16 protein-coding genes and 3 rRNA genes are annotated in these 23,967 nt (G+C 62.6%); 7 read left to right on the forward strand and 12 right to left on the reverse strand.

What is annotated here, in order from left to right; genetic code table 11:
* Positions 1-43: 43 nt before the first annotated feature.
* Positions 44-3,409: an AsmA family protein gene (locus BUS42_RS28020; protein ID WP_074312533.1), complete on the reverse strand. Its 3,366-nt coding sequence runs from the start codon at positions 3,407-3,409 to the stop codon at positions 44-46.
* 373 nt (positions 3,410-3,782) lie between these two features.
* Positions 3,783-4,484 carry a PEP-CTERM sorting domain-containing protein gene (locus BUS42_RS42150; protein WP_083670703.1) on the reverse strand — a complete coding sequence of 234 codons (702 nt, stop codon included), beginning with the start codon at positions 4,482-4,484 and terminating at the stop codon, positions 3,783-3,785.
* 570 nt (positions 4,485-5,054) lie between these two features.
* On the opposite strand from BUS42_RS42150, the gene BUS42_RS28030 reads away from it, so the two are divergent.
* A complete protein-coding gene (locus BUS42_RS28030; protein ID WP_074312535.1) occupies positions 5,055-7,373 on the forward strand; it encodes a carboxypeptidase regulatory-like domain-containing protein in 2,319 nt (772 codons plus the stop codon).
* A gap of 274 nt (positions 7,374-7,647) precedes the next feature.
* On the opposite strand, the gene BUS42_RS28035 is transcribed toward BUS42_RS28030, so the two are convergent.
* Positions 7,648-7,860 carry a YodC family protein gene (locus BUS42_RS28035; RefSeq protein WP_074312537.1) on the reverse strand — a complete coding sequence of 71 codons (213 nt, stop codon included), beginning with the start codon at positions 7,858-7,860 and terminating at the stop codon, positions 7,648-7,650.
* A gap of 68 nt (positions 7,861-7,928) precedes the next feature.
* On the opposite strand from BUS42_RS28035, the gene BUS42_RS46075 reads away from it, so the two are divergent.
* On the forward strand, positions 7,929-8,054 hold the full coding sequence (locus BUS42_RS46075) for a hypothetical protein (RefSeq protein ID WP_256386208.1): 126 nt from the start codon (positions 7,929-7,931) through the stop codon (positions 8,052-8,054).
* Positions 8,055-8,241: 187 nt separating this feature from the next.
* Here BUS42_RS46075 and BUS42_RS43865 read toward each other — a convergent pair whose 3' ends face one another.
* Complete coding sequence (locus BUS42_RS43865) at positions 8,242-8,388, reverse strand: hypothetical protein (RefSeq protein WP_159452305.1); 147 nt, start codon at positions 8,386-8,388, stop codon at positions 8,242-8,244.
* 509 nt (positions 8,389-8,897) lie between these two features.
* Here BUS42_RS43865 and BUS42_RS28040 point away from each other — a divergent pair.
* The gene (locus tag BUS42_RS28040; RefSeq protein ID WP_074312539.1) at positions 8,898-9,668 is read left to right on the forward strand and encodes a DUF6065 family protein; all 771 of its coding nucleotides are present in this window, start codon (positions 8,898-8,900) and stop codon (positions 9,666-9,668) included.
* A 106-nt stretch (positions 9,669-9,774) separates the two neighbouring features.
* Here BUS42_RS28040 and BUS42_RS28045 read toward each other — a convergent pair whose 3' ends face one another.
* On the reverse strand, positions 9,775-10,461 hold the full coding sequence (locus BUS42_RS28045) for an SGNH/GDSL hydrolase family protein (protein WP_074312541.1): 687 nt from the start codon (positions 10,459-10,461) through the stop codon (positions 9,775-9,777).
* Between the two features lie 304 nt (positions 10,462-10,765).
* On the opposite strand from BUS42_RS28045, the gene BUS42_RS28050 reads away from it, so the two are divergent.
* The 4 genes from BUS42_RS28050 to BUS42_RS28065 all read left to right on the forward strand — a co-directional run bounded on the left by BUS42_RS28050 (position 10,766) and on the right by BUS42_RS28065 (position 14,345).
* Complete coding sequence (locus tag BUS42_RS28050; protein ID WP_254053841.1) at positions 10,766-12,256, forward strand: MFS transporter; 1,491 nt, start codon at positions 10,766-10,768, stop codon at positions 12,254-12,256.
* Positions 12,257-12,380: 124 nt separating this feature from the next.
* On the forward strand, positions 12,381-12,623 hold the full coding sequence (locus BUS42_RS28055) for a hypothetical protein (RefSeq protein ID WP_254053842.1): 243 nt from the start codon (positions 12,381-12,383) through the stop codon (positions 12,621-12,623).
* 14 nt (positions 12,624-12,637) lie between these two features.
* Positions 12,638-13,039, forward strand: coding sequence for a YraN family protein (locus BUS42_RS28060; protein ID WP_074312545.1), 402 nt, complete (start codon positions 12,638-12,640; stop codon positions 13,037-13,039).
* 379 nt (positions 13,040-13,418) lie between these two features.
* Complete coding sequence (locus BUS42_RS28065; protein WP_074312547.1) at positions 13,419-14,345, forward strand: EF-hand domain-containing protein; 927 nt, start codon at positions 13,419-13,421, stop codon at positions 14,343-14,345.
* A gap of 193 nt (positions 14,346-14,538) precedes the next feature.
* Here BUS42_RS28065 and BUS42_RS28070 read toward each other — a convergent pair whose 3' ends face one another.
* The 7 genes from BUS42_RS28070 to BUS42_RS28100 form a co-directional block, all read right to left on the reverse strand.
* Complete coding sequence (locus tag BUS42_RS28070; RefSeq protein ID WP_074312550.1) at positions 14,539-15,510, reverse strand: Gfo/Idh/MocA family protein; 972 nt, start codon at positions 15,508-15,510, stop codon at positions 14,539-14,541.
* Positions 15,511-15,922: 412 nt separating this feature from the next.
* Positions 15,923-16,031 (reverse strand): 5S ribosomal RNA (gene rrf / locus BUS42_RS28075).
* A gap of 251 nt (positions 16,032-16,282) precedes the next feature.
* Positions 16,283-19,094, reverse strand: a 23S ribosomal RNA gene (locus tag BUS42_RS28080).
* A 630-nt stretch (positions 19,095-19,724) separates the two neighbouring features.
* Positions 19,725-21,238 (reverse strand): 16S ribosomal RNA (locus tag BUS42_RS28085).
* The 16S, 23S and 5S rRNA genes sit together here, the layout of an rRNA operon.
* A gap of 484 nt (positions 21,239-21,722) precedes the next feature.
* A complete protein-coding gene (moaD, locus tag BUS42_RS28090; protein WP_074312552.1) occupies positions 21,723-22,022 on the reverse strand; it encodes a molybdopterin converting factor subunit 1 in 300 nt (99 codons plus the stop codon).
* A 130-nt stretch (positions 22,023-22,152) separates the two neighbouring features.
* A complete protein-coding gene (locus tag BUS42_RS28095; protein ID WP_074312554.1) occupies positions 22,153-22,764 on the reverse strand; it encodes a nucleotidyltransferase family protein in 612 nt (203 codons plus the stop codon).
* On the reverse strand, positions 22,761-23,867 hold the full coding sequence (locus tag BUS42_RS28100; RefSeq protein WP_074312556.1) for an XdhC family protein: 1,107 nt from the start codon (positions 23,865-23,867) through the stop codon (positions 22,761-22,763). Before BUS42_RS28100 ends, BUS42_RS28095 begins: the two co-directional genes overlap by 4 nt.
* Positions 23,868-23,967 lie beyond the last annotated feature (100 nt).

The following is a 23,967-nucleotide window of genomic DNA, read 5'->3' on the forward strand; positions in this document are numbered from 1 at the left end:
AAAGAGTTCAGTGCGGCCTGGCCGATCCGACCCGACCCGACGATCAGGGTTCGAGGCCCCGTTGGCGTCTGCGTTCGGCCTTGCGCTCGAGCCGGTTGGCCCGCCGTTCCTGAAAGGTGGGGGGTGGGGGGGCGTTGGGATCGCGGGGCTTCTGAAGCTGCTTGAACATCTCGGCCGCGCCCCGAATCATCCCGTTGCCGAGGATCGATTGGCCGAGGTTCTTGAGGGAGAGGTTCATCGCCTCGCGGTCGATCTCCGGGTTCTTGAGTGTGCCCCGGATCGGCACGCTGATCCGCTGGTTCTCCACCATGGCGCTGAGGACGGGGGCATTGCCCACCATCGCGGCCGTGATCGGCAGGCTTGCGGTCAACTCGAGGTTGCGGTCGAAGTCGACCCAGCCTTCAAGCTCGACTCGGGTGAGCTGGCCCAGCGGCAAGGCCATGCCCTTCTGATAGACCCGGCGATCGGCGATCGTCAGCGCGACCGGTTCATCCAGCTTGATGGTGGGTCGATCAGTCCGCCCGAGTAGGTTCAAGAGCTGCTCTGCGAACGGGCCGGGGAGGAACTCGACGGCTTCGAAGACGACTTGCCCCTCCACCTTGGCCTCACGCTTCACCGGGCCGCCGAGTGGGAACTCCGCTTCCTCGATGTCGACGGAAACTCGCCCGTGAGCACGCGTCGCTCGGTCGAGCACCGGGGCCACGTACGAGAGGAACCGTCGCGAGACTTCATCATTGATCTCTGCGTTCGCGATCGACGAGTTTTCGTCGAGCGTGAGCGTCGACCCATGCTCGCGATCGAGGGTGAGCACGGGCTCGAGGTGGATCCGACCGCCGTTCAACGAGGTGTCGATCACGTCGATCTCGAGCCTGCCCTCACGGGTTCGCGCCACGATCGGCAGCGGGCCGACGCGGAGCCCGTAGATATTGGCATCGGCAAACTCGAATCCGAACTCGAGGTCGAGCGACTTGAGGACGTCGGGCAGCGACGCGCCCGCCACTGGACCCTTGATCCGCCACGCCCGCGGCTTGCCCGAAACGCGGGCTCCGGGCTCGACGCGTTCGGCAAGCAGGGTGTTGATCGCATCCCAACGCGGGGTCAACGAACCATGGAGGTCGGCGTTGCGCTTGCCCTTGGGGTCGGTCAGGCGACCGGACCCCTCCAGGGTTGCGTAGCGGCTCGCCAGGACGAGTTCGGCCACCTGAAATTCGTTCGTATCGGTTGGGCGAAGCACGTTGAGCGAGAAGGTGATCGGCCCCTCGTCACGAACGACTTCGTTGGCCGGGCCGGAGGTCATGAGCGGATGGAGGTCGACCTTGCCCACGAACCGAACGCCGTCGTCGGTCGATTCGGCCGTCGCACGCGCCGACCAGGGGCCGGTCAGGCCCCCGTTTGAGGCTCCATCACCGGGCGCGATGAGTTGCCGGACGGCCCCGAGGTCACCGGCAAACCCCGCCGAACCGCGAAGGGCTCCGGTCCCGCCGAGACCCGAGACCCGGATCCCTTCGGGAGCCAACGCGAAGGCTGACGGTCCCGGCGCTGCGGTCGTGGGAGTCAAGACGAACTCCCCCGCGCTCCGGTCATAACGTCCCTTCGCGTCGACCCGGATCGGCTCGTCTCCTGGTTTCGCGTTTTCGGCAAGGGCCGTGAGCGAGACCGCGAGGCGGTCGATCACGACGCCGGTCGAGCTCCACTGGGCCTCAAGGTGTCCCTCGGCGCGGCGCGGGGGATCGACCCAGACGATGGGAGCCTTGGCATCCAGGGTCACGGAATTCGCATTCGGCCCCGACTTGGTGGTGAGCTTGACCGTGGTGTCATCGCTCGCGAGATCGAACCGAACCGAGTGCAAAGCCGCGGGCAGACCCGAGGCGGCCGCCGTTCCGTCGAGCGCGAGATCGAGATGCAGGAGCTCGCGCCGGAGCGGACCCGCCGCGAGGCCGTCGACCTGCAAGCCGCGGAGGTCGGAGGTCAACCTCCCTTGGAAGCGGGTCCCGTCGCGGTGATAGCGTCCCGAGAGTTCGCCCGCGCCGGCCAACGCGATGGCGCCGAAGTCGACCAGGTCGCGAAGCTGTCGCTGGAGGCCGCCGAGGTCGATGGTCCCCGACCAGTCGATTCCGCGGTCGACATCCCCCTGCCCCGTCACGTTCAAGAAGGCGGTACGCACGGCCACCCGCTCGAGCGCGATCCCCTGCCCTTGATCGCGCCTCGCCAGTCGGCCGGTGAGCGTGGCTGGCTCACGGAGAGTGAAACGACGTCCGTGATCCTGCGCCTCCAGGTCGCTGATTTTCGCCTCGAGATCCCAGCCCTGTCCCTGCTGTTTGGGATCGTCCCGCGACTCGATGCGGACCTTGGCCGAGCCGCGGTCGAGCGCGATCCCGTCGCGCAGCCGGAGCGCATGGGGCAACTGGCGCGCGACTGCGGCGAGGTCGAGCGTCCCCTCGACTTTCGCCACAGCATTGGCCGAGGCCGGCCGCTGACCACTGGCCTTGATCGAGCCGAGCGGCGAGGTCAGGTCGAGGCGGTGGACGACCCACGTTCCCGCGGTTTCGGTCAGGTTCCAGGACCCGGTGACGCGGTCGAGCCGGAGGTGGTCGCCGGCCAGACGCGAACCGGTCGCGTCGACGTCGAGCAGGCCAAGATCTCCCGAGACCGCCCAGTTCCCTGCCTCACGCCCGAGCGAGAACTGGCCGTCCAGGTGCCCCGCCGATTCCAGGCCGGGCACGCTCACGGCCCAGGGCCAGCGTTGCGCCTTGACCTCCACGACCAGCGTGTTCGCCGGCTTCCAGCGCTCGAACCGGCCCCCGATTTGGAGCTTTGCCGAATTCCGAGTCGCGGGGTTTTCCAACTGCAAGTTCCAGGCGATCGGCCGAGGGGCGGCGGGGACGTCCAGGGTCAGGTCCGCACGCTCCGCCGTCACGGGGACTGGCTGCCCTGCGGTTCGGAACCTGAGTCGGGCGCGTTGCATCCGGATGTGCAAATCGGTGCCTGGGTTTTTGCCGAGAACCGGCTTGATCGCCTCGTAAAGGTCGATCGAACCGTCGGCGTGCCGCTCCACGTCGAGGCTCGCGCTCTTGAGGTCGAACGTCCCGAGCCGAGGGCGCTCAAAGAGAATCTGCCGGAGGTTCCGGTCCCAGACGGCGTTGGGCGAGGCGATGACCTGGTCATGCTGGGCGTCGCGGAGCACGAAGTTAGTGAGCCGGGTCGGGCCGAACCACGAGAATCGGATCGTGGCGAAATCGATCCCGGCGGGCGCGAGTGCTCGGTTCGCCTGCGCGAGCAACCACCGCCGCGCGGGCCTCGTTCCCAACCCCCAAGGGATTGCGGCGATCGCGCACACAATGAGGATCAGCACTCCGGCCAACACCTTCCAGCGGCGCCGAGTCATCCGACCTAGGTTTGAAGTTGCCATGGGTCTCGAGATGAACTCCTCTTCCGCACGCCTCAAGGCCGGGCTGATTCTCATTGAGTCCGCGATCGAGTGGCTCGACTTGCGGCTTCTCCATCTTATCCGGGTGCAGGGGTTAAGAGACAGGCAGGCTTTGGAGAGACAGTGGGGAATGGGGCGGGACTGATTTCAAGGGGGAAGAAACCGTCAGAAGGAGACAGTCGCCACGTGACCGGGGGCTTCGTCACGTCGGAAGACAGGGAGCTGATCGCTCCCTGTCTTTGGGCCTTTGCATGGGCGGGCCCGTTTGAGTCACGGTCGATCCCATTTTCGAGGGTGTAGAATCGGCCAAGGAGACGAGAGGATCGAGGGGATTTGGTGTGAAGCGTCAATCGGGTCAGGCGGTCCTCGCCTTGCGACGACGCATCCAGGCGAATCCCAGGCCCATCGGGAGGGCGGTGGAGACCAAGACGAGGGTTGAGGGCTCGGGGACGGGTTGAATCGATTCAAAGGCGAAATTGTCAATCATCAGGCCCATGGACGGGTCGACGAATTTGACGCTGCTGAACGCGGTGTCGGATACGACCCCAAAGAAGGTCAGGGATTTTGACGAGAAAGCCAGATCACTCTCAATCGTTGTCGGGATGGTTTCCCCTGTCGAGAGGATGACTTGGATGTCTCCCGGCTGAGCGGTCATCCCCCAATTGAACAGGCTGCCCAAGTCTGCGCCGAATGCATAGGTGTTGGGGTTTGTGAATGTCGCTGTAACCGTTGTGGAGCCGTTGTCATTCAAGTTGAGGTATTGTGTCGTGCCTGATGTGTCGTAGTAGCTGGATTTCAATAAGAATAGACTGCCACTGCCGTGCGGATCTGTAAATGTCACGCCGCCGAAGTCGGACCCGGTCGTTGCCCCGTAGTAGTGGAATTCGTCAGTTCCGAGCGACGTTTCAAAGTCGATCATTGTTTGGCCCGAAACGGCGGCATCAAAATCGGCGCGGTTGTTATAGACGACGAGTCCCGCCCTCGCCTGTTCCGCCACCCCGACCATGAAGCCCAGAACCGCGACCACAAGCCCGATCCGCCTCGTTGTCTTCATCATCGAATGACTCCTGTGCGGCGAGACTTCGCCGATGCCTGCTAGCATGGATTCAACATGAATCCGGGGGCAGCTTCGCCCGGACTGAGAGCAGGATCATCCATGAATCATGCCGGTCAGGCAAGGGCGTCTTTTGTTGTTGGTTGAGGATGCCACCCCAACAGTGCGCGATCAAACTGACATGCCATTGCACCGAGCATTTTATAGCCTTGACGACCGATTTGTGTCAGCGTTGCAGTTAAGGATAGCCGGAATCTGTGTTTGATTAAGACAGGCATGCGAGCGTGCTTTCCGTCTCTGTGAGTGTGGCCCTACTCCCCGAGGTTGGCTCGCGCCGGAAAGTGGTGGGGCGGGAAGGGGGAGGAGTCGAAGCGGTGGTGGATCATCGACCATCGACTCCTGACTACTTTCTCTTGCCCCGAACGACGTCGCGAGCGAGGACCGCACGCGCCGGCTGAGAGGGATGCTCAACCGTCTCGATCCCATTGCCGATCCCACGGCGGCATGCGAAACTCGCGGGGCATGAGCCGAAGACACTTGTCATTGGAACGCTCACCGATGAGGAGGCCTGGAATGTGGGATCGACGTCGCCGGGCGGTGCGAATGGTTTGCCTCGGGGCCTTGTTTCTTTTTCTTTCCCCGGGCGGGGCGGAGGCTGGTCGCGTCCGCGGCACGGTCGTCGACCGCGCGGGGAAGCCGGCGGCCGGCGCGTTGGTCTGGGCCGCGAAGCTCAGCTTCCTCGAAGCCCGCGAGACCCAGGAGGCGACGGCCGACGGCTCGGGGGCCTTTGACATTGAGGTCGGGCCGGGCGATTGGCTTGTCTTCGCCCTCCGTGGCGATGAAGGCGGCCGGGGCGGTTGGGGCTCGATCGCGAAGGTCGGGGATGGCAAGGACCCCGCGCCCGTGGCCATTCGCCTCGGTGCGCCCACCCGGTTCAAGGGCCGTCTGCTCGACGCCGAGACCGGCGATCCTGTCACCCAGGGGCGGTTCGCATTGGATGATGCCCGGCTCCTGGAAGTGGACGCCCAGGGGCGGTTCGAGGCGCCGGGGCTGGATTTGACCAACCACGAGGCCTACCCGCTCTGCCCCGGCTTCGAACGCAAACGCATCCTGTTCGACACGACCGGCCGACCCGACGCGGAGCTGGAACTTCGGCTGCCGAAGGCGGGAAAGATCGTCGGGCGTGTCCTTGACGAGGACGGTAAGCCGATCGCGGGAGCGAGCGTGGGGCTGAGAACCTCAGGCTCGATCTTCTCCGGCTCGGCGCTGTGGGAGAAATGCTCCGCTGACGGCCGGTACTCCTACGATGGCAAGCCGTTCGGCCGCACGGGCCGACTCGCCGCTCGCGCCCCCGGCTATCAGGACCAGGAACGCGAGGACGTCGTCGCCCTCGACGCTGCGGTGCCGACAGAGATCAACTTTACGCTTCGGCCCGATCCGCGAAAGGGATCGACCGCGACGGCGAAGACGGTCGCCAAGGCCCTGAACCGGCGCACCGTGTCCGGCACGATCGTCGACTCCGATCGCAAGCCGGTCGCCGGGGCCGTGGTGCGCTGGGACCTGCTGGTCAGCAGCGACAGCGTCCCCGAGACGAACTCCGACGCCGAAGGCGCATTTCGCCTGGAAAACGTGCCCGACGCGGCCAATGTCCTCTCGGTGATGGCAAAGGGGCTTGCCCCCGCCTTTCCGCCGGTCGAGTCCGGGGGCGACCTCCAGGTGACGGTGGAACTGAAACGGGGCGTCACAATCCGGGGACGTGTCGTGGACGAAGAGGGCAAGCCCATTGAAGGAGTGCGCGTCGTCCCCCAGATCGATAACCCCAAGCCCAACTGGGCCGGCTTCGTTTACCTCGACACCCTTCAGGCGGAGACCGATCGCGACGGCAAATTCACCCTGGAAGGGATGCCCGAAAACGTCAGGTGCGACGTCGTGGCCGAGGGGCGGAGCGCGGCCCGCCAACGGCCGCTCTCGCCTTCGGACGAGTCGAAAAACGAGGTGGTGTTGCTCGGCGGGGGCGCGATCCGCGGCCGAGTTGTCGACCCGCTGGGGAATCCCGTCAAAAACTTCCGGGTTCAGGTTGGGATTCCCAAGAACGCCAAACCGGGCGATCCCGTGGGCGGTTATTTTGCGGGGTATGGGGGCACGGGCCTGGCGTTCACCCGCAACGACGGTGAGTTCACCATCAGCGGCCTGACGGCCGGGAACATCCACCGCCTGACCGTGATCGCCGAGAATTTCGGCGCGGGCGTGGCGGAACGCGTCGAGTCCCAGTCGCTCGGCCGCCTGAAGCCGGCCGACGATCTGACGATCAGGCTCGGAGTCGGGCACACGCTGCGGGTCCGCGTGATCAGGGAGAAGGGCAAGGTGGTCGAGGGTGCCCGGGTGACGATCATTCAGAACGAGGGCCGGGGCGGCTTCCAGTGGGGGTACAGCGACAGCTCCTGGGACGACAGCGTCACCGCGCAAGCCAATGCAATGGGCTGGGCTGAGTTCCCCAACCTGGCGTTCGGCAAGGGGACCGTCGTCGTGAGGGCCAAAGGCTTCTCTCGGACGAGGCTCGAATGGGTGAATGACGAGGAGGAAGTCGACATCTTTGTCGAGCCCGAATCGAGACTCGCGGGGACCGTGCTCGACGAGTCGGGGAAGCCAGTCTCGGGATCGCGAATCATGCTCTCATGGGGAAATGGTGAGATGATGAACATTCTTGTCGACGAGAAGGACGGCCGGTTCCTGGCCGACGAGTTGGGCTCGGGCAAATACTCGCTGAACGTCATTCCCAGCGCCGGCCCCGCGCTCTACTCTGGCTCGGTCGATTTGGAGCCCGGAAAGACGGTCACGGAAGAAATCCGCGTCAAGAGACCGACGCCGGCCGCGGCGCGTGAGAGAAAGTAATCGCAGGCAGTGGCGTCAGGCGGGCAATCGGTAATGCCAGACCGAGCTTACACTGCCAGCGGGGCGGAAACGGGGGAAAGAAGCCGAACAGGTAGAGGAATCATCGGACATCGGCTCCTGTCCCCTTTCCCCCACCTGGCAGCCATACTGGAGTAAGCCGTCATAGACCTTCGCCTTCCGGCAACCGAACGTGCAGCGGAGCGGGTAGGGCCTCGCGGAGCCAAGCTGGCAAACGACGACTCAGCCATCGAAGCTGTCCCACACCCAGAACCTCTCACGTTCGAGGGCCTGGAGGACTTTGCTCGTCGGGAGCATCCTTCTCGGGCTTGGCCAACTCCAAAGCTTCTCGTTCGATCTCTGCGTGCCGAAATTGACTCCCCTCAAACCAATAGCAGTTCACTTTGGCTTGTCCGGGATTGATGAAGCCAGCCGTCATTCTCGGGCCGCCTGTCTTCAACTGCACGATATCACCTGACTGTATTGACATGACTGCCTCCCTTGGGGCCGGAGGGATGATCGTATTGGGGTGACCGCGATTTCAAACGAGGCCCGACCGTGGATCGTCCTTTGAAGCCAGCCGCCTCATCTACCGTCGCCGCCCGCGCCAATTCCACCGTCACGCGGCACCCCAAGACGTGCGCAAACGTCGCCAGGTTCGAGTCGGTGGGGTTCGGCACCTAAGCAGGTGGTCCTAGTTTTCGTTGACATTGAATCATGTGCAAGCCGCTGGGTGCCACGGGTTGTACTCAACCCGTGAGCCTAAAACCCGGGCGATCGCTCACGGGTTGAGTACAACCCGTGGCACCCAGCGGCCTTTTGCATCACTGCGGTCGCCCATCAAAAAGCAAAGAAAACCATGACCCATGGCTTAGCCGTTCTCAATCTTGGACAAAGTGGCCGGTCGATCCCGGTCTTCTCCTGGAGGTCGGTCAGGCTCATCGACGGTCAGGGCGGCGGCGATGTGCTGGAGGTTGCCGCTCATGTCGTCCCAGTCGATGAAGCCGAAGTCGAGCATTGACTCGCCTCAGGTATCTCCCGTGCTTTGTTTCGATGTTGAATTATACGCAAACGACGCTGATATGTGAAATGATGCGCCCGAAAAAATGCCAGGATCGGGGTTGCAGGCGGACGTAAAAGTAGGGGGTGCCAACGGGTTCGGCTTCGCGTTGAAACGTGAGCCGGCTGTCCTCAGGGCGGCAAAACCGTCGGTGGTTGGCTTCGATCTGGTTGTTGTTGGGGAACCGTCCTTCCGGATGACTTGAGGCTCAGCCGAATTCTCATGGCCGGGCCGCTCGGGGATGAGTTCCTCGTGAAGTCGAGGTTGCGGTGATCTCCGGCTACGACTAGCTTGCTACGGAGTCGGATGCCCATTGACCTCCGAATCGTGGGCGTACGGACCTCCCACGGTCGATGAGCCGGCGCCTTTTGATCCTGATTCGGGGGTTGGTGGCCTTGGTCCTGCATGGTCGGAGATCAGGGTTGGTGTCTGTCCGGAAAATCCGCCGAAGGTTCAGGACCCGAGCCATGAATCAAACAAAGAATTCCTTTTATGCCTATGAGATGAGCGATATTTCGCAGATGGCGATTCAGACGGCCCCGGTCGGCCGCGACTGGATGGACGCGTCGGAGCGCCGGTACGCGTACCGCTGCCTGCCCTTGACGATCGCGAACCAGGCCGGCTGGGTCATCGCCTGTCCGGCCACGTTCGTCGTCACCTGGGACGGCCAAAACACGAGGGACGGCCTTCGAATTGACTTCGGGCCTTCCGTCGAGCACCGCGATTCCCGGGTCTTGAGCCACTTCGGCAGCGGCATCCTGACCATCGCCATCCCTTACCTGTTCCGGACTCCGGAAGGGATCAACCTCTGGACGAAGGGGCCGTGCAACCAGTTCAAGGACGGCGCACAACCTCTCGAAGGGATCATCGAGACGGACTGGCTACCGGCCACCTTCACCATGAATTGGAAACTGACCAGGCCGAATCATCCCGTCCGGTTCGAGCGTGGCGAACCTATTTGCATGGTCGTTCCCATGGCTCGCGGTTTGGCGGAAAGCTTGGAGCCGCGGCAACTTCCCATCGGTGCCGACCCCCTGCTCCACCAACAGGTTTTCGACTGGGCTCGCTCCCGCGCCGACTTCAACGCCGCACTCAACACGCCGGACAGCGAAGCGGCACGCCGCGGCTGGCAGAAGGAATACACGCTCGGGGTGATGGCCAACGGCGTGCGTGCCAGGGAACATCAAACGAGCCTTCGGCTCAAAGAATTCGCGAAACCAGATGCATCGACTCCTTAGCTTAGCCGACCCCCATTACCTCCACCTTCGACTCCGCGACCTACCGGCCGGTGATCCGAGCCCTTGGGATGTCGGGCTCGAATCATTGCGGTGCGGCGAACGAACCTCAGCGGGGAGGGGTGTCGGAGGGGAGGTGCTGGGTGACGAAGGCGGCGACCTGCTTTCCGAGCCGATCCTGCCCCTCGGCGATGAAGTGAACGCCGTCTGGGGTCATGATCTTGGCGGTGGCCTGGGCGTCGGGTAAGGCGGCTCGCAAGTCATCGACGGGCACCTTGAGGTCGTTCATCACCTGGAGGGCGAGCGTGTTGTATTGGTCGATGGAGGCTTGAGTCAGCTTGTAATCCTCCTGGGTCCGCGCCTTGGCGGCTCGGTCGTCGACGATCGGCGTGGAGGTGGCGAACAGGACGACCGCGCCCGTCTCCTTACGGATCCGCGTCACGATTTTTCTCAGGTTGGCCTGATACTGCGCGGGCGGGACCTGGAACGTTCCGGTCGACTTTGATTGCTTGGTGTCGTGAATCCCGCAGTTGAAATGGACGACGTCCGGCTTCTCGCGAATGACCCACTCGTCGAGGTGCTTGAGTACGTTCCGGCTGTCGCCCCCGTTCGGCGCGGGACTGACGATGATCGCCTTACCGGCAAGTTCGGTTTTGACGATAGGTGCATAGCTCATGCGGATGGAGTCGCCGACGAGGACGACCTTGGGCGGCGGCTTTGGCGCCGCTGCTTTTTCCGCGGCCAAGCCCGAGGTGACGGCGAGCATCGCCGAGGCGAAAGCGATCATGAGGCGCATTCGAGGGGTCCTTCGAGGACAGTCTTTACCTGTTCAAAGCGGCCGGGGCGATTTCGATCGGCGCGCGAACGGGTTCGGCTCGCTTGCTCCACCCAGCGTAGGAGGCGGTTGGGCCGAGATCAAGCGATCGAGGGAACTTCGCGTCGCTCACCTGGGTTCGTCATCATGGTTGGCTCTTCGCGATTGAGCGTGGAGAGTTGGTTGCGGTGCGATCTGGGCTCTGGCAATGTAGGGCGACCGATCGTTTGTCCTCCCGCTTGCTCGGCTCGGGCTGGTGATGCAGGGAGGCGAGGAGGCTCTGCCCGTGGCCCAGTCTGCTGGATACTCAGATGTTGCCGTGACGACTCCCCCGATCAGGGCGGAGCGGTGGGCCTGGGGGATCTGCTGGTTGATGTTCGCGTCAACCGTCCTCAACTATATGGATCGGCAGTCGATCGCGCTGGTCGGGCCGATGATTCAGAAAGAGTTCAAGATCAACTTTGTCGACTTCGGCTGGGTCTTGGCCTCGTTCCAGTTGACTTATGCCCTCTTCCAGGTGCCGGCGGGCTATTTGGTGGATCGCTGGAACGTGCGTTGGGCGTATGCAGGCGCCGTGGCCTTTTGGTCGCTGGCAGGGATGGCGGCGGCGTTTGCGCCGACCCTGGCTGTGCTGATGGTGCTGCGTGCGTTGCTGGGCGTGGGCGAGTCGTTCAACTGGCCTTGTGGGTTGCGTGCGAATGCGATGATCCTGCCTCCGGCCGATCGCAGTCTGGGCAACGGAATCTTCAATTCGGGAGCCGCCGTGGGGGCGGTGCTAACCCCCTTGGTGGTGCCGGTCGTGGCGGCCAAGTACGGCTGGCGGACCGCGTTTGTGGTGGTCGGGCTCTTGGGCTTTCTCTGGGTTGGGGTCTGGTTGATCGCGCTTGGCGGGCGGCGGCGCGACATCTTCGCGGGCCGATCGGCTTCGAAGCCCGTGTCGGCCGACGACCTGATGGCGAGCGAGAGCCCGTCGACGTCGGGACTCTCGCGCCAGGCCCTCTTCGGCTTCGGCAGTGTGGTGGTCGCCGCCCTTGTCGTGTCCTCGTCGGCCGTTCAGTTTGGAAAACCGGCGATCTGGTGGGGAATCACGGTGCTCATGGTCGGTCTGTTGCTGGCCGCCCTGCGCCTTCCGATGCATGCGCTCAAAGGGGCCGACTGGGCCCAGAGCCTGGGCGAGATCGTCAGGCTCCGGCGATTCTGGATCTTGGTCTTGGTCTCGATCACGATCAACGTTTGCTGGCACTTCCTGATTAACTGGCTGCCTTCGTTCCTGATCAATGATCGCGGTATGAAATACCTTGCCGGCGGCCTGTTCAGCACGGTGCCGTTCTTGGCGGCCGACGTGGGGAACATTGGCGGTGGGGCCTTGTCGTCGTTCCTGGCCCGTCGGGGGATGAGTGCCATCAAGGCCCGACTGCTCGTCATCGCCCTCTGCACGCTCTTGATTACCGGCGGGGCGTTGGTCGGTTCGGTCTCGAGCAACTTCCTGGCACTCCTCCTGATCGCGTTCATGGCGATGGGGACCGCGGCCTTCATGGCCAACTACTTTGCGTTCGTCCAGGAGGTGTCGCCCTATCACACGGGATTGGTCGCTGGAATTCTGGGGGGACTGGGGAATCTTTTTGCCGCTGGATTTCATCCCGTCGTCGGCTGGGTCAAAGACACCACCGGCAGTTTTGGGGTCTTGTTCGTGATCGTGGGCCTGATTCCGTACCTCGGATTAGGCGCCCTGGTTTTGGGGTGGGGGAGCGAATCGGAGGAGCTGAAATCGAGCTAGACGGTTTTTGGGGAATCTGACATGATCCGCCGCGATCCTGTCAAAAGGGCGTACGCCTCCTCATTTCTTCTGGGGCGACGTCCCGGTCCGGACCGACTCTGGTCCTTCGCAAGGTGGTGTCGCAATGAAGCGTCTCATCCTCGGTCTCGTCTGTGCGTGCTGCTGTCTCAGTGGCTGCGAGCTGCTCGATCACGACAAACGGTCGAAGTCGGGCGACCTGGTTCACGAACACGAGCAGTCGGAGGAGACCGACAATGTGGGAGCGGTCAAGTCGCCGCCCCCCAAAGGATTCTTTCACGGGAGCCGGCTCCCAGGCGCACTGAGCTCCGATGCCCGCGACATCGAGCGGAGCCTGGGAGTTCCCTGACCGAGCGAGGTGTCATGAACCCGATCGTGCGGGCCGCCTTGAATCGACTGCTCGGGAGCCGAGGGGAGCGTCACGCCGCACGCTACCTGCGTGAGCAGGGATTTCGCATTCTGGCGAAAGGTTACCGCACGCCCCTCGGCGAGATTGATCTGATCGCACGCGACGGGGACGTGCTGGTCTTCGTCGAGGTCAAGTCACGCCGGCAGGGGCAACCGGCCGAGGCAGTGACCCTGGAGAAGCAGCGGCGGCTCACCATGGCCGCGCTCCAGTTCCTCGCCCGACACCGACTGCTCGAAAACCAACAGGCGCGGTTCGACGTCGTGGCGATCGTCTGGCCCGACGACCGCAAGGCCCCGACCGTTGAACACTTCCGCAACGCCTTCGAGGCGGTCGGCCGGGGCCAGATGTTTCGATGATCGAATGAATTTTCAAGCGTTGCTTGGTGAGTTGCTCCCGCCTGACCACTTCCTCGGCCATGATTACTTTCACTTTTTTGTGTATTGAAACTAGGCATGCAAGGCAGCGCGCTGCGCGGAACCTCGCGGTGTGTTGCACATCCTGAGTATTGAGTGGCGGGGTGATTGCAAAAGGTGGTGTTAATATAGAGAAGGGAGTCAAGCAGGCAAAGTTTGAGGCGAAGGATTCCGTTGAACATTGGAATGAAGACCGTCCTGGCATCGAGCTTGCTTGGCTAAGTGCCGACGACACCGCCGGTTGGTCTGGCCAGGAGTTTGGCTAGGGTTGACCGGTCGGCACTGGTCGCTCGCGATGAGCCGATCAAGGAGGGGACATCCAATGATGACGCTACGATCACTTGGGTTGGGCCTGCTGGCGATGGGTTTACTGGTCTTGCCCGCGAGGGGGGATGACAAGGACAAGAAGGTGGTTGTGGATCTTCCCGGTCCGATCGACAGCCTAGACGATCTTCAGGACTCGGGCCGAATGCTGTTCATGATGGCCGACGCCAACCGGGACGGTCAGATTTCGCAGCAAGAAGCGATCGACGCGGGGAATTTGCTCGTCGGCGGCTACTTCTTCCGCGCTGACAAAGATGGCAATGGAAGCGTCAGCAAGGAAGAAAGCGATCAGGCGCGTGAGGCGCTGCTGGCGCGGCGGCCGATCTTGCGCGTGATCGTCCAACGTGCGCAAGCGAAAGACCCCAAAGTCACGGCCGCGACGCGCAACGTCCAGCAGGGGGTGATGAGCCTGCTCGACACCAATGGCGACGGTCAGATTCAGGCGCCCGAGGTGAAGCAGGCGGTCCAGACGACCGTCCAGAGCGTGTATGCCGTGGCCGACACCAACCGCGACGGCCAGATGAGTCCCAGCGAAGTCAATGCCGCCATAGCGGGCGCCGTGCGGTCGGTCGTTCAGGCGATGTATCAGAAGGCCGACGCCGACGGTAACGGTCAACTGAGCCAGGCCGAATATGACAAGGCGATTGTCGAGCCGGCCCACGTCGTCTTTCTCGTGCTCGACGCCAATAACGATGGGCAGCTTTCTCCCCAGGAGTTCCAGGCAGCCGAGCGCGCCCTGACCAGCCAGATCCGGAAGATGTACCTGCCCGAGCCGGCCAACTCACCCAAGAATTTGATCGAGTCGGGCCGCACTCCGGCCCAGGCCGCCCCGGTGCCGAACTTCAATGCGTTGGGTGTTCGTCCCGCCCAGCCGCAACCCGCGCCGACTCCGACGCCTACGCCCGCGCCCCAGCCTCGCCAATAACGACCCGCCGGTGGAGGGATGACAGCGACGCGTTCACCCGCGGTCGCCCGGACGACGAACTGGAGTTTACGAAACCGCGGAGGGGAAGGTTTTGGCCTCTCTCTCCGCGGTTTTTCGTTCACGCGTTGCAAGTGAAATACGTTTTCCGAGCCTGATCTCACCCTCGATGGATGGGACGCGGCGGTATTGCGGGTCAGGCTGTCCGTGCGGCAGACAGAATTGCGTCGAGGGCCGCCATTTGGTTCAGGCCGTCCTCGGCCGGTTTGCTCAGACGCCCACCGTCGGCCACGGCCCGCGACATCGCATCAACCATCCCGCCGTACTGGTTATCGCCGTCGAAGACGAGCTCTTTGACCGCGTCAGCCGTGCGGAGCTGGGCGGACGGCCGGGCCGGAGGAAGGTACGCGTCGGGAACTTCGATCACGCCGGTCGTGCCGACCAACTCGTAAGTGCAGCGTAAGGGTTGCTCGAAGCTGCAATCGACTTGCCCGAGCACCCCGTTGGGGAACCGCAGGCTGGCCGTCAGGGAGAGGTCGACCCCCGTGGGGCCGAACCGAGCGACCGCCGCGTAGGTGTCGGCCTCAACGCCGGCGAAGAGCCGTGCCGTGCTCACCCCATAGCAGCCGACGTCCCAGAGCGCTCCGCCGCCCCGACTGGGATCGAGTCGCCAGTCGCCCGGGTCGATCGGGAAGGAGAATGAGGAACGGACCAAGCGGAGTTCGCCGATCGCCCCTTCCGCCACCAGCCGTCTGAGCGCCGCGGTCCTCGGCTGATGGCCCCACATGAACGCCTCCATCAAAACCACGCCGCGTGACTTGCAGTGGGCGACCATCTCACGCGCCTCGGCGAGGTTGAGCGCCAGTGGCTTCTCGCAAAGGACGTGTTTCCCGGCGTCGGCCGCCGCGAATACCCATTGGCGATGGAGTTCGTTCGGCAGCGGGATGTAAATGGCATCGACATCCGGGTCGCTAAGCACCTCTTCATAGGAACCGAAGGCGCTCGGAATTGAGAACTCGGTCGCCCAGGCGCGGGCCGTTTCGAGGTTACGGCTGGCGATCGCTTGCAGGTGGTTCTGGGCGGAGGCGCGGATCCCGGGAATGAGACCACGGCGCGTGATCCGGGCGCACCCGAGGATGCCCCAGCGGAGCTTCGGGTTGGCAGTCATGGGCGAATCGGCTCCTCGGTTTCAGGGCGTTTCAATCAGACCTTGGCCACCTTCGCCGAACCTCGGTTCGAGGGCAAGGGGGCAACGCGAGCAACGTCGATAGTTTCCAGCGGCATCGTGATTTCTGAGGCGAGCGGGGAGCGTAAGCTCCCTGTCCCCTCGCAATGCCACACCCCATGGTTTTCCGCCAGGAGCTTCCTGGGACCGCGGGCGACCCGCCCGCTCTTGTATTGAATTGAAAGATCAAATTGAATTGCGGGCGGGTCGCCCGCGGTCCCAGGGGGGGCGATCGCTGACCTGCGGGCGGGATTCGCTCACCTTGGGAAGGCGAGCGAAAGCTTCACGCAAGCTAGCGCGCAACAAAAAACGCCCCGACCCTTCGATAAAGAAGGATCGGGGCGTTTGTAAAGGATTCCGGCGATCACCGACTTTCGCGCCAAAGGCACTATCATGGGCCTGACGGGCTTAACGGCCGTGTTCGGAATGGGAACGGGTGGGACCCCGTCAGTATGTTCGCCGGAAAAGCACTCGGCAAGCGATCAAGCCTGCCGAGCACGTGTCAGTCGTTCAGGTTCGTGTGGTCATCACGCAAGCTCAAACCGCGCGTTTCGATGGGCATGACCAACCGTCTTCGAGTCTCTTCACGACGCGTGGTCCCCGTATTGGATGGGATCCGTCGCCGTGTGATCGATCGAATGCGATCGGTGAATGATGCAACCCTGATTCCTGTCCGATTCGAGTCCCAATCAAGGGAGCCGGCGGACGGATCGGGGTGGTCAAGCGATCGGCTGTTAGGACCGGTCGGCTGCGGCGATCACTCGCCGTGCACTCCCGGCCTATCGACCTGGTCGTCTTCCAGGAGCCTTCGCACTTGCGTGCTGGAAACCTCGTCTTGAAGAGGGCTTCGCGCTTAGATGCCTTCAGCGCTTATCCTTTCCCGACCTAGCTACCCGGCGATGCCCCGAGCGGAACAGCCGGTACACCAGAGGTCGGTCCTCCCCAATCCTCTCGTACTAGGGGAGACCCTTCGCAAGTTTCCTACGCCCACGGCAGATAGGGACCGACCTGTCTCACGACGGTCTGAACCCAGCTCGCGTACCGCTTTCATTGGCGAACAGCCAAACCCTTGGGACCTTCTCCAGCCCCAGGATGCGATGAGCCGACATCGAGGTGCCAAACCTCCCCGCCGCTATGGACGCTCGGGGGAGATCAGCCTGTTATCCCCGGAGTACCTTTTATCTGTTGAGCGACGGCCTTTCCATCCAGCACCGCCGGATCACTAACGCCGACTTTCGTCCCTGCTCGACTGATGGGTCTCGCAGTCAGGCACCCTTCTACGTTTGCGCTCATGTTGCCAGATTGCCGACCTGGCCGAGGGTACCATTGCACTCCTCCGTTACTCTTTGGGAGGAGACCGCCCCAGTCAAACTGCCCGATGAGCATGGTCCCGGTCCGGGCTACGGACCGGTGAGGATCAGAGTCATTTCAGGGTGGTATTTCACCGATGGCTCCCCGACGGCTGGCGCCGCCGGATCACGGCCTCCCACCTATGCTACACAGAAAGGACGCTGACCCAATGCCAACCTGCAGTAAAGGTTCACGGGGTCTTTCCGTCTGACCGCGGGTACGTGGCATCTTCACCACGGCTACAGTTTCACCGGGTCCCTCGTGGAGACAGTGCTCCAGTCGTTACGCCATTCATGCAGGTCGGAACTTACCCGACAAGGAACTTCGCTACCTTAGGACCGTCATAGTTACGGCCGCCGTTTATCGGGGCTTCGGTCGCCAACTTCAGCTTACGCCTCATCGGCTCCCTTAACCTACCGACACCGAGCAGGCGTCAGACTCTATACGTCCTCTTGCGAGTTGGCAGAGTCCTGTGTTTTTGATAAACAGTCGCTAGAGCCGATTCTCTGCGGCTCTCCTTACGGAGAGCACCCCTTATACCGAAGGTACGGGGTCATTTTGCCGAGTTCCTTCACGAGGGTTCTCCCGAACGCCTTCGGATACTCGCCTAGCACACCTGTGTCGGATTGCGGTACGGGCCGGATGGTTCGTCCCGACAGGGCTTTTCGTGGCCGGCTTGGCATCAGGCTTCCAGATCGAATGCTGTCGGCCTTGCGGCACGGGGTATTCTAGCACCCCGACCTGACTGAAACCGGCGTCCTCTGTCGTTCAACCTTACCATCGGGTGGCGGAATATTAACCGTCTGTCCATCGGCTACGCCCTTGGGCCTCGCCTTAGGTCCCGACTGACCCTGGGCGGATTGACCTTCCCCAGGAAACCTTGTGCTTTCGGCGGACAGGCTTCCCACCTGTCTTGTCGTTACTCGTTCCGGCATTCGCACTCGCCCACGCTCCACAGATCGTTTCCATTCTGCTTCGTTGCGGTGGGCGACGCTCTCCTACCATCAGTTTTTAACCTGATCCGCGACTGCGGCACGACGCTTAGTCCCCGTCATTTTCGGCGCGGGATGGCTCGACCGGTAAGCTGTTACGCACTTTTGAAATGATGGCTGCTTCTAAGCCAACATCCCGGCTGTCACCGCGATCCCACTTCCTTTGCCACTGAGCGTCGATTTGGGGGCCTTGGTCGGCGGTCTGGGTTGTTTCCCTTTTGAACGTGAAGCTTATCCCCCACGTTCTGACTCCCGGGGTCCGTCACGCGGTATTCGGAGTTGGGTTTCGGAGGGTAGGCGGGAAGCCCCCCTACCGAATTCCGTCGCTCTACCCCCGCGTGATATGTCCCGAGGCTGGCCCTAAAGCCATTTCGGAGAGAACGAGCTATCTCCAGGTTTGATAAGACTTTCACTCCTCCCCACGGGTCCTCCCCCAGTTTTTCAACACTGGTGGGTTCGGTCCTCCACGACCGGTTAGGGTCGCTTCAACCTGCCCATGGGTAGTTCACCTGGTTTCGCGTCTACTGCACCCGACTAATTCGCCCGATGAAGACTCGCTTTCGCTACGGCTCCCCCCCTGAAGGGGTTAACCTGGGGCCGGATACAGTAACTCGCCGGATCATTATGCAAAAGGCACGCGGTCACGCGGTCTCCGAAGAGACATCGCGCTCCCACCGCTTGTAGGCACGGGGTTTCAGGTTCAGTCTCCTCCCCTCATCGGGGTTCTTCCCACCGTTCGGTCGCCCTACTGGGTTCGCTATCGGTCGTCATCGAGTGCTTAGCCTTGCGGGATGGTCCCCGCCGATTCAGGCCGGGTTTCACGTGCCCGACCCTACTCGGGTACCGAAGAGGGGAGGTTGCATCGTCGCTTACGGGGCTATCACCCGCTCTGGCGCTCCGTTCCAGGAGACTTCAGCTGACGCTCACTCATCCCATGTTATCGGCCCCACGACCCCGAGTGGTGTCCCACTCGGTTTAGGCTGATCCCCGTTCGCTCGCCGCTACTGAGGGAGTCTCGGTTGATTTCCTTTCCTCCGGGTACTGAGATGTTTCAGTTCCCCGGGTCTCTACAGGCATTCCAGGATCGACGTTCGTTGGGCAACTCCCCTGGACTTATCGCAGCCTTCCACGCCTGTCTCTCTGATGACGCCTAGGCATCCCCCCCGTGCCCTTAGGAGCTTGACCACGCCGATCCGGACGCCGCGGTTTCCCGAAAGAAACTCGACTGCCAGACTGGCGAGGGGTCAGTCCCCGATCTCTCTTCGATCGAGTGCCCAGCGTCTCGCGACGCAGGAATCACTCTCACTTGGGTAACGATCCCAATGTGAGGTCGGTTGCTTCGCAGCAAGCGACTCTCACGCATCCGTAAGGGTTCCACTGTATTGTGGAGAGATTCTTCTACTTTGGTCTGCCACGACCACTTCGTTTGCGGTTCTCACTTGCGTGATCTAACCACCGAATTGGAAAAGAGCTGACCGAACTCCCACGACGGACCCGCAAGGCCGAAGCCTTGAAGTTCCCTCCTGAGAATCCGCACTGGCCGCTGGCCAGGGGGCAACGCCGCGAACGGCCCTGCCCCGCACCCAGCAGTGCAAGCAGCAAACAGTGAACCTTGACAAGAAGAAAACCCCTCTTACGAGGGGCTTCTTCCCTGGTCGATCGTGTGCGTGTGGTTCGAGAACCTTGGTGGGAAGCCGGCGTAAATACCATCTGATCAAGGAGCCGGTGCCGATGCGGCCCTTCTTGAATCGTCATTGTGACCGAAGCCACGTCGAACGATCCTCAGAGCCGAGATTTTCTAAGAAAAATCCTTAGAAAGGAGGTGATCCAACCGCAGGTTCCCCTACGGTTACCTTGTTACGACTTAGTCCCCATCACGGGTTTCATCTTCGGCGCCTGCCTTGCGGCTCCGGCGACTTCGGATGCCCCCCGCTTTGGTGGCTTGACGGGCGGTGTGTACAAGGCTCAGGAACACATTCACCGCGGCATGCTGATCCGCGATTACTAGCGATTCCAGCTTCATGCGGGCGGGTTGCAGCCCGCAATCCGAACTGAGGAACGGTTTTTGCGATTAGCGTGACTTTGCAGCCTAGCAACGCTCTGTCCGCCCCATTGTAGTACGTGTGCAGCCCCAAGCATAAGGGCCATGAGGACTTGACGTCATCCCCGCCTTCCTCCGGCTTAACGCCGGCGGTCTGTCTAGAGTTCCCACCGTTACGTGCTGGCAACTAGACACAGGGGTTTCGCTCGTTAGGGGACTTAACCCAACACCTCACGGCACGAGCTGACGACAGCCATGCAGCACCTGTGCACGTTGTACCTTGCGGCCTCACCGACGTTTCCGCCGGCTAATCCGTGCATGTCAAGCCTGGGATAAGGTTTTGCGCGTAGCCTCGAATTAAGCCACATACTCCACCGCTTGTGTGAGCCCCCGTCAATTCCTTTGAGTTTCAGCCTTGCGACCATACTCCCCAGGCGGGGTACTTCACGGTTTCCCTACGACAGGGAGCCCATCGGCGAGCCCCCTATCCAGTACCCATCGTTTACGGCCAGGACTACCGGGGTATCTAATCCCGTTCGCTCCCCTGGCTTTCGCGTCTCAGCGTCAGTAGGCATCCAGGACCTCGCTTTCGCCACGGGCGTTCCTTCCGATCTCAACGCATTTCACCGCTCCACCGGAAGTTCCAGGTCCCCCTATGCCCCTCCAGACTCGTCGTATCCGCGCCCCTTCCCCGGTTGAGCCGGGGGATTTCAGCGACAGACGCACGAACCCGCCTACACGCGCTTTAAGCCCAATGATTCCGAATAACGTTCGCACGGTTCGTCTTACCGCGGCTGCTGGCACGAACTTAGCCCGTGCTTCCTCCAGGGATCAATCAAGGCCTTGCGACCCTTTTTCCCCCTCGACAGGAGTTTACAACCCGAAGGCCTTCATCCTCCACGCGGCGTCGCTCGGTCAGGCTTGCGCCCATTGCCGAAGATTCTCGACTGCAGCCTCCCGTAGGAGTCTGGGCAGTGTCTCAGTCCCAGTGTGCCGGGCCACGCTCGCACGCCCGGTAGGCATCGCAGCCTTGGTGGGCCATTACCCCGCCAACAAGCTAATACCACGACAGCCCGTCCCAAGACGCCGAAGCTTTGGCAAAACACCGATGCCGGTGTCGTTGCGTCGCTGGGGATTACCCGCGGTTTCCCGCGGCTATACCCAATCTTGGGGTTGGTTACCGTCGCCTTACTCACCCTTGCGCCACTGGCCTTGCGGCCCGTTCGACTTGCATGCCTAATCCACGCCGCCAACGTTCATTCTGAGCCAGGATCAAACCCTTCGAGATTGGTCGTCTCCCCGACTCCGAAGAGCCGAAGATCCGGTCCTCACCTTCCAAAGGGTTGAGGAATTTGCTAACTGGTCGCAGCTCGAGGGCACCGGGGCAAGCCCCTGCTCCCTCGTGCTGTTGGCTGTTGGATCCGTCTCCGTCGCGATTCGACCTCCAACCAAACGGGGTCGAGACGACTCAAACGGCTCCACGCCGGCTTCCCTCAAAGGTTCTCTGTTAACCACAGAACCACGATCGACCGGATTGTCAAAGAACGAAGCTGCCGCCGAAGCAATTGGCCGGAGCGACTTGCCCGTGAAGGCGTGTCACGCCGGCCCACCCTACCGACAACATCGCGGCCCGCTGTCTTGGTCGTCGGTTTCCCGCCGCCAGGTCAGCCGGCCGTTTCGTTGTCACCCGTGGTGACACAGGCGACAGGGAAATAATATCCGGATCCGGACCGAAGTCAATCGTTTGCTCGTAAATCTCTCGTCGAATTTTCTTAAAACCTACTTGGCAAGGATGTTAGCGTCTGAGGATTTCGTTGGTCGAGGGGGGTGCCACCACTGACGGGGGGGATCAGTGCGATCTCCTCGCCGGCTTTGATGCTCCGTTGGTCATCGGCGTACTCCGAGTTGATGGCGACCATCAGGCTGGAAACCAGAGGGGCCAGCTCGGGGCAGGTCCGGGCGATCTCTTGCCTCAGGTGGGCGACGGTGGCGGATTCTGGGAGTTCGAGGGTGATCTCGGGCCGCCCTGCCTTCTGTTTGGCCAGGGCGAAGAGTCGAATCGTGAGCTGCAAGCGACGGCTTCCTTTATGTATGGCCCGGGGTGAACGAAGGTCATGACTCGGGGATGAGACGGAGAAGCGGTCACTTTAGGCCATGCATGTGTCATCCCAAAGACAGGGAGCGATCAGCGCCCCGCTCGCCTTATGGGCGGGCGGAAGAGGGAACCCAGCGTTGGTAGTCATCGGGGGTGTCGAGATCGTCGAGAATGCTGGGTTCGGACACTTCGACTTCGGCAACTTCCGAGGGATGGAGGGCGATGAGTGAATTGAGGCCCGCACCCTGTGGTAACTCGCGGCTTTTGAGTGCCATCGTCCAGGGAAGGATGATCGGGTGTCCGCGTCGACCTTGATAAGTGGGAATGAGGATCGAGTTGGGAGCGGTCTCATGATGGTTCACGAGCTGGGCGACGAGGGCGGCGGTGATCCCTGGGCTGTCGGCTGGTGCGAGCATGACTGCCGAGGGGTGGTCCGAACTTTCCAGATGAGTCAGGCCGAGGTCGAACGTGGCCCGCATTTCGGGCGGTCGGGTCTCCGCGACCACCACGATGGCCCCTGCCCTCTCGGCTTCGTCGATCAAGGGACCGGCGCCCGCCGCGTCACGTGGGGGAGTGACCACGACAACCGGCTTCGCACCCCCCTGCTCCAGGGCTTGGACCACTCGCGCGATGACCGTTCGGCCCTCAATGGACAGGATCAGCTTGGGACGCCCCATCCGTTCACTTCGTCCGGCGGCGGGAACGATCGAGGCGATCATGGGGGGGTGAGCCCGGTAACCGGGACCTCGTCTGGCGCCGGCTCGAGCGCCGGGCGACTTGCCTGTCCTCCCGGTCCGCAGTTGCGCCGTGCAATCAGCTCGGCCACAATACTGATCGCGATCTCGGGGACGGTCTGCGAGCCGATGTCCAGGCCGACCGGCGCGGCCACGCGACCGAGCACGGCCTCAGAGAAACCCATTTCCCGCAAACTCGCGAAAATGAGGCGGATTTTGCGGCGACTACCGATCAGGCCGACATAAGACGCGGGCGTCGGGGCCAGGTGATAGAGCGCTTCCTGGTCGTGGCCATGTCCCCGGGTGACGATCAGCGCGTAGGTTTGCGGCGTGATCTCAAGCGCGGGGAGGACTTCGTCGATCGGTCCGACGACGATCCGCGTCGCCATGGGAAATCGCTCGGCGTTGGCGTATTGATGACGGTCGTCGACGACCCAGACCTCAAAATCCGCCTGGGCCGCGAGGTTGGCGACCCCCTGCCCGACGTGTCCTCCCCCCACCACGATCAGGCGGATCCGCGGTAAGGTCGGTAGAAAGGCGACCCCAGCCTTGACGCTGGGCCGAGGCCGATCGGAGAGCGGAATCACGCCTTTGACCGCGGCTCCCGGGGTCTGGGTTGCCGGCCATGCCGCTGCGAGCGTCCCGTTATGATCGAAGAGAAACCGGCAGCCGACCGCGGCCCCCGCGCGTTCCTCGTCGATCACGACAGCCTCGGTGTACCCTTCGCCGGCCTGGAGGAGTTGCTGGTAGACGCGGAAGTAGGCGAGCGGATCGAGCCCACGGAGGGCCTCGGCGGCGATCACCATCTTGCCGCCGCAAATCAGGCCGTCGGCCCAGGCATAGTCGTGATCAAGAATGAATAAATGGATCTCCGCGCCGGTCTCGCCGATACGGCGGATCGCCTTCTGCTTGACCTCGGCCTCGACGCATCCCCCCCCGAGCGTACCGGACTGACCGCCGTCGGGGTCGACGACCATCAGGGCCCCCGCCTTTTGGGGAGTCGATCCCTTGGTCTCGACCACCTGGCAAAGGATCTGTTCCCGCCCGCGCTCGAGGGCGTCGGTCAACCGTTGCAGCACGTCGCGCATTGCGCCTGGGCCCTACCCGATCGAGGCAAATCGTGAAGCTGCCACCACGCCAAGGCTATCCCGTCCGTCGCCATTCGACAATCAGGCACTTCGCTCACCC

This window comes from Singulisphaera sp. GP187 (genome assembly GCF_900129635.1).
Taxonomy (GTDB): Bacteria; Planctomycetota; Planctomycetia; order Isosphaerales; family Isosphaeraceae; genus Singulisphaera.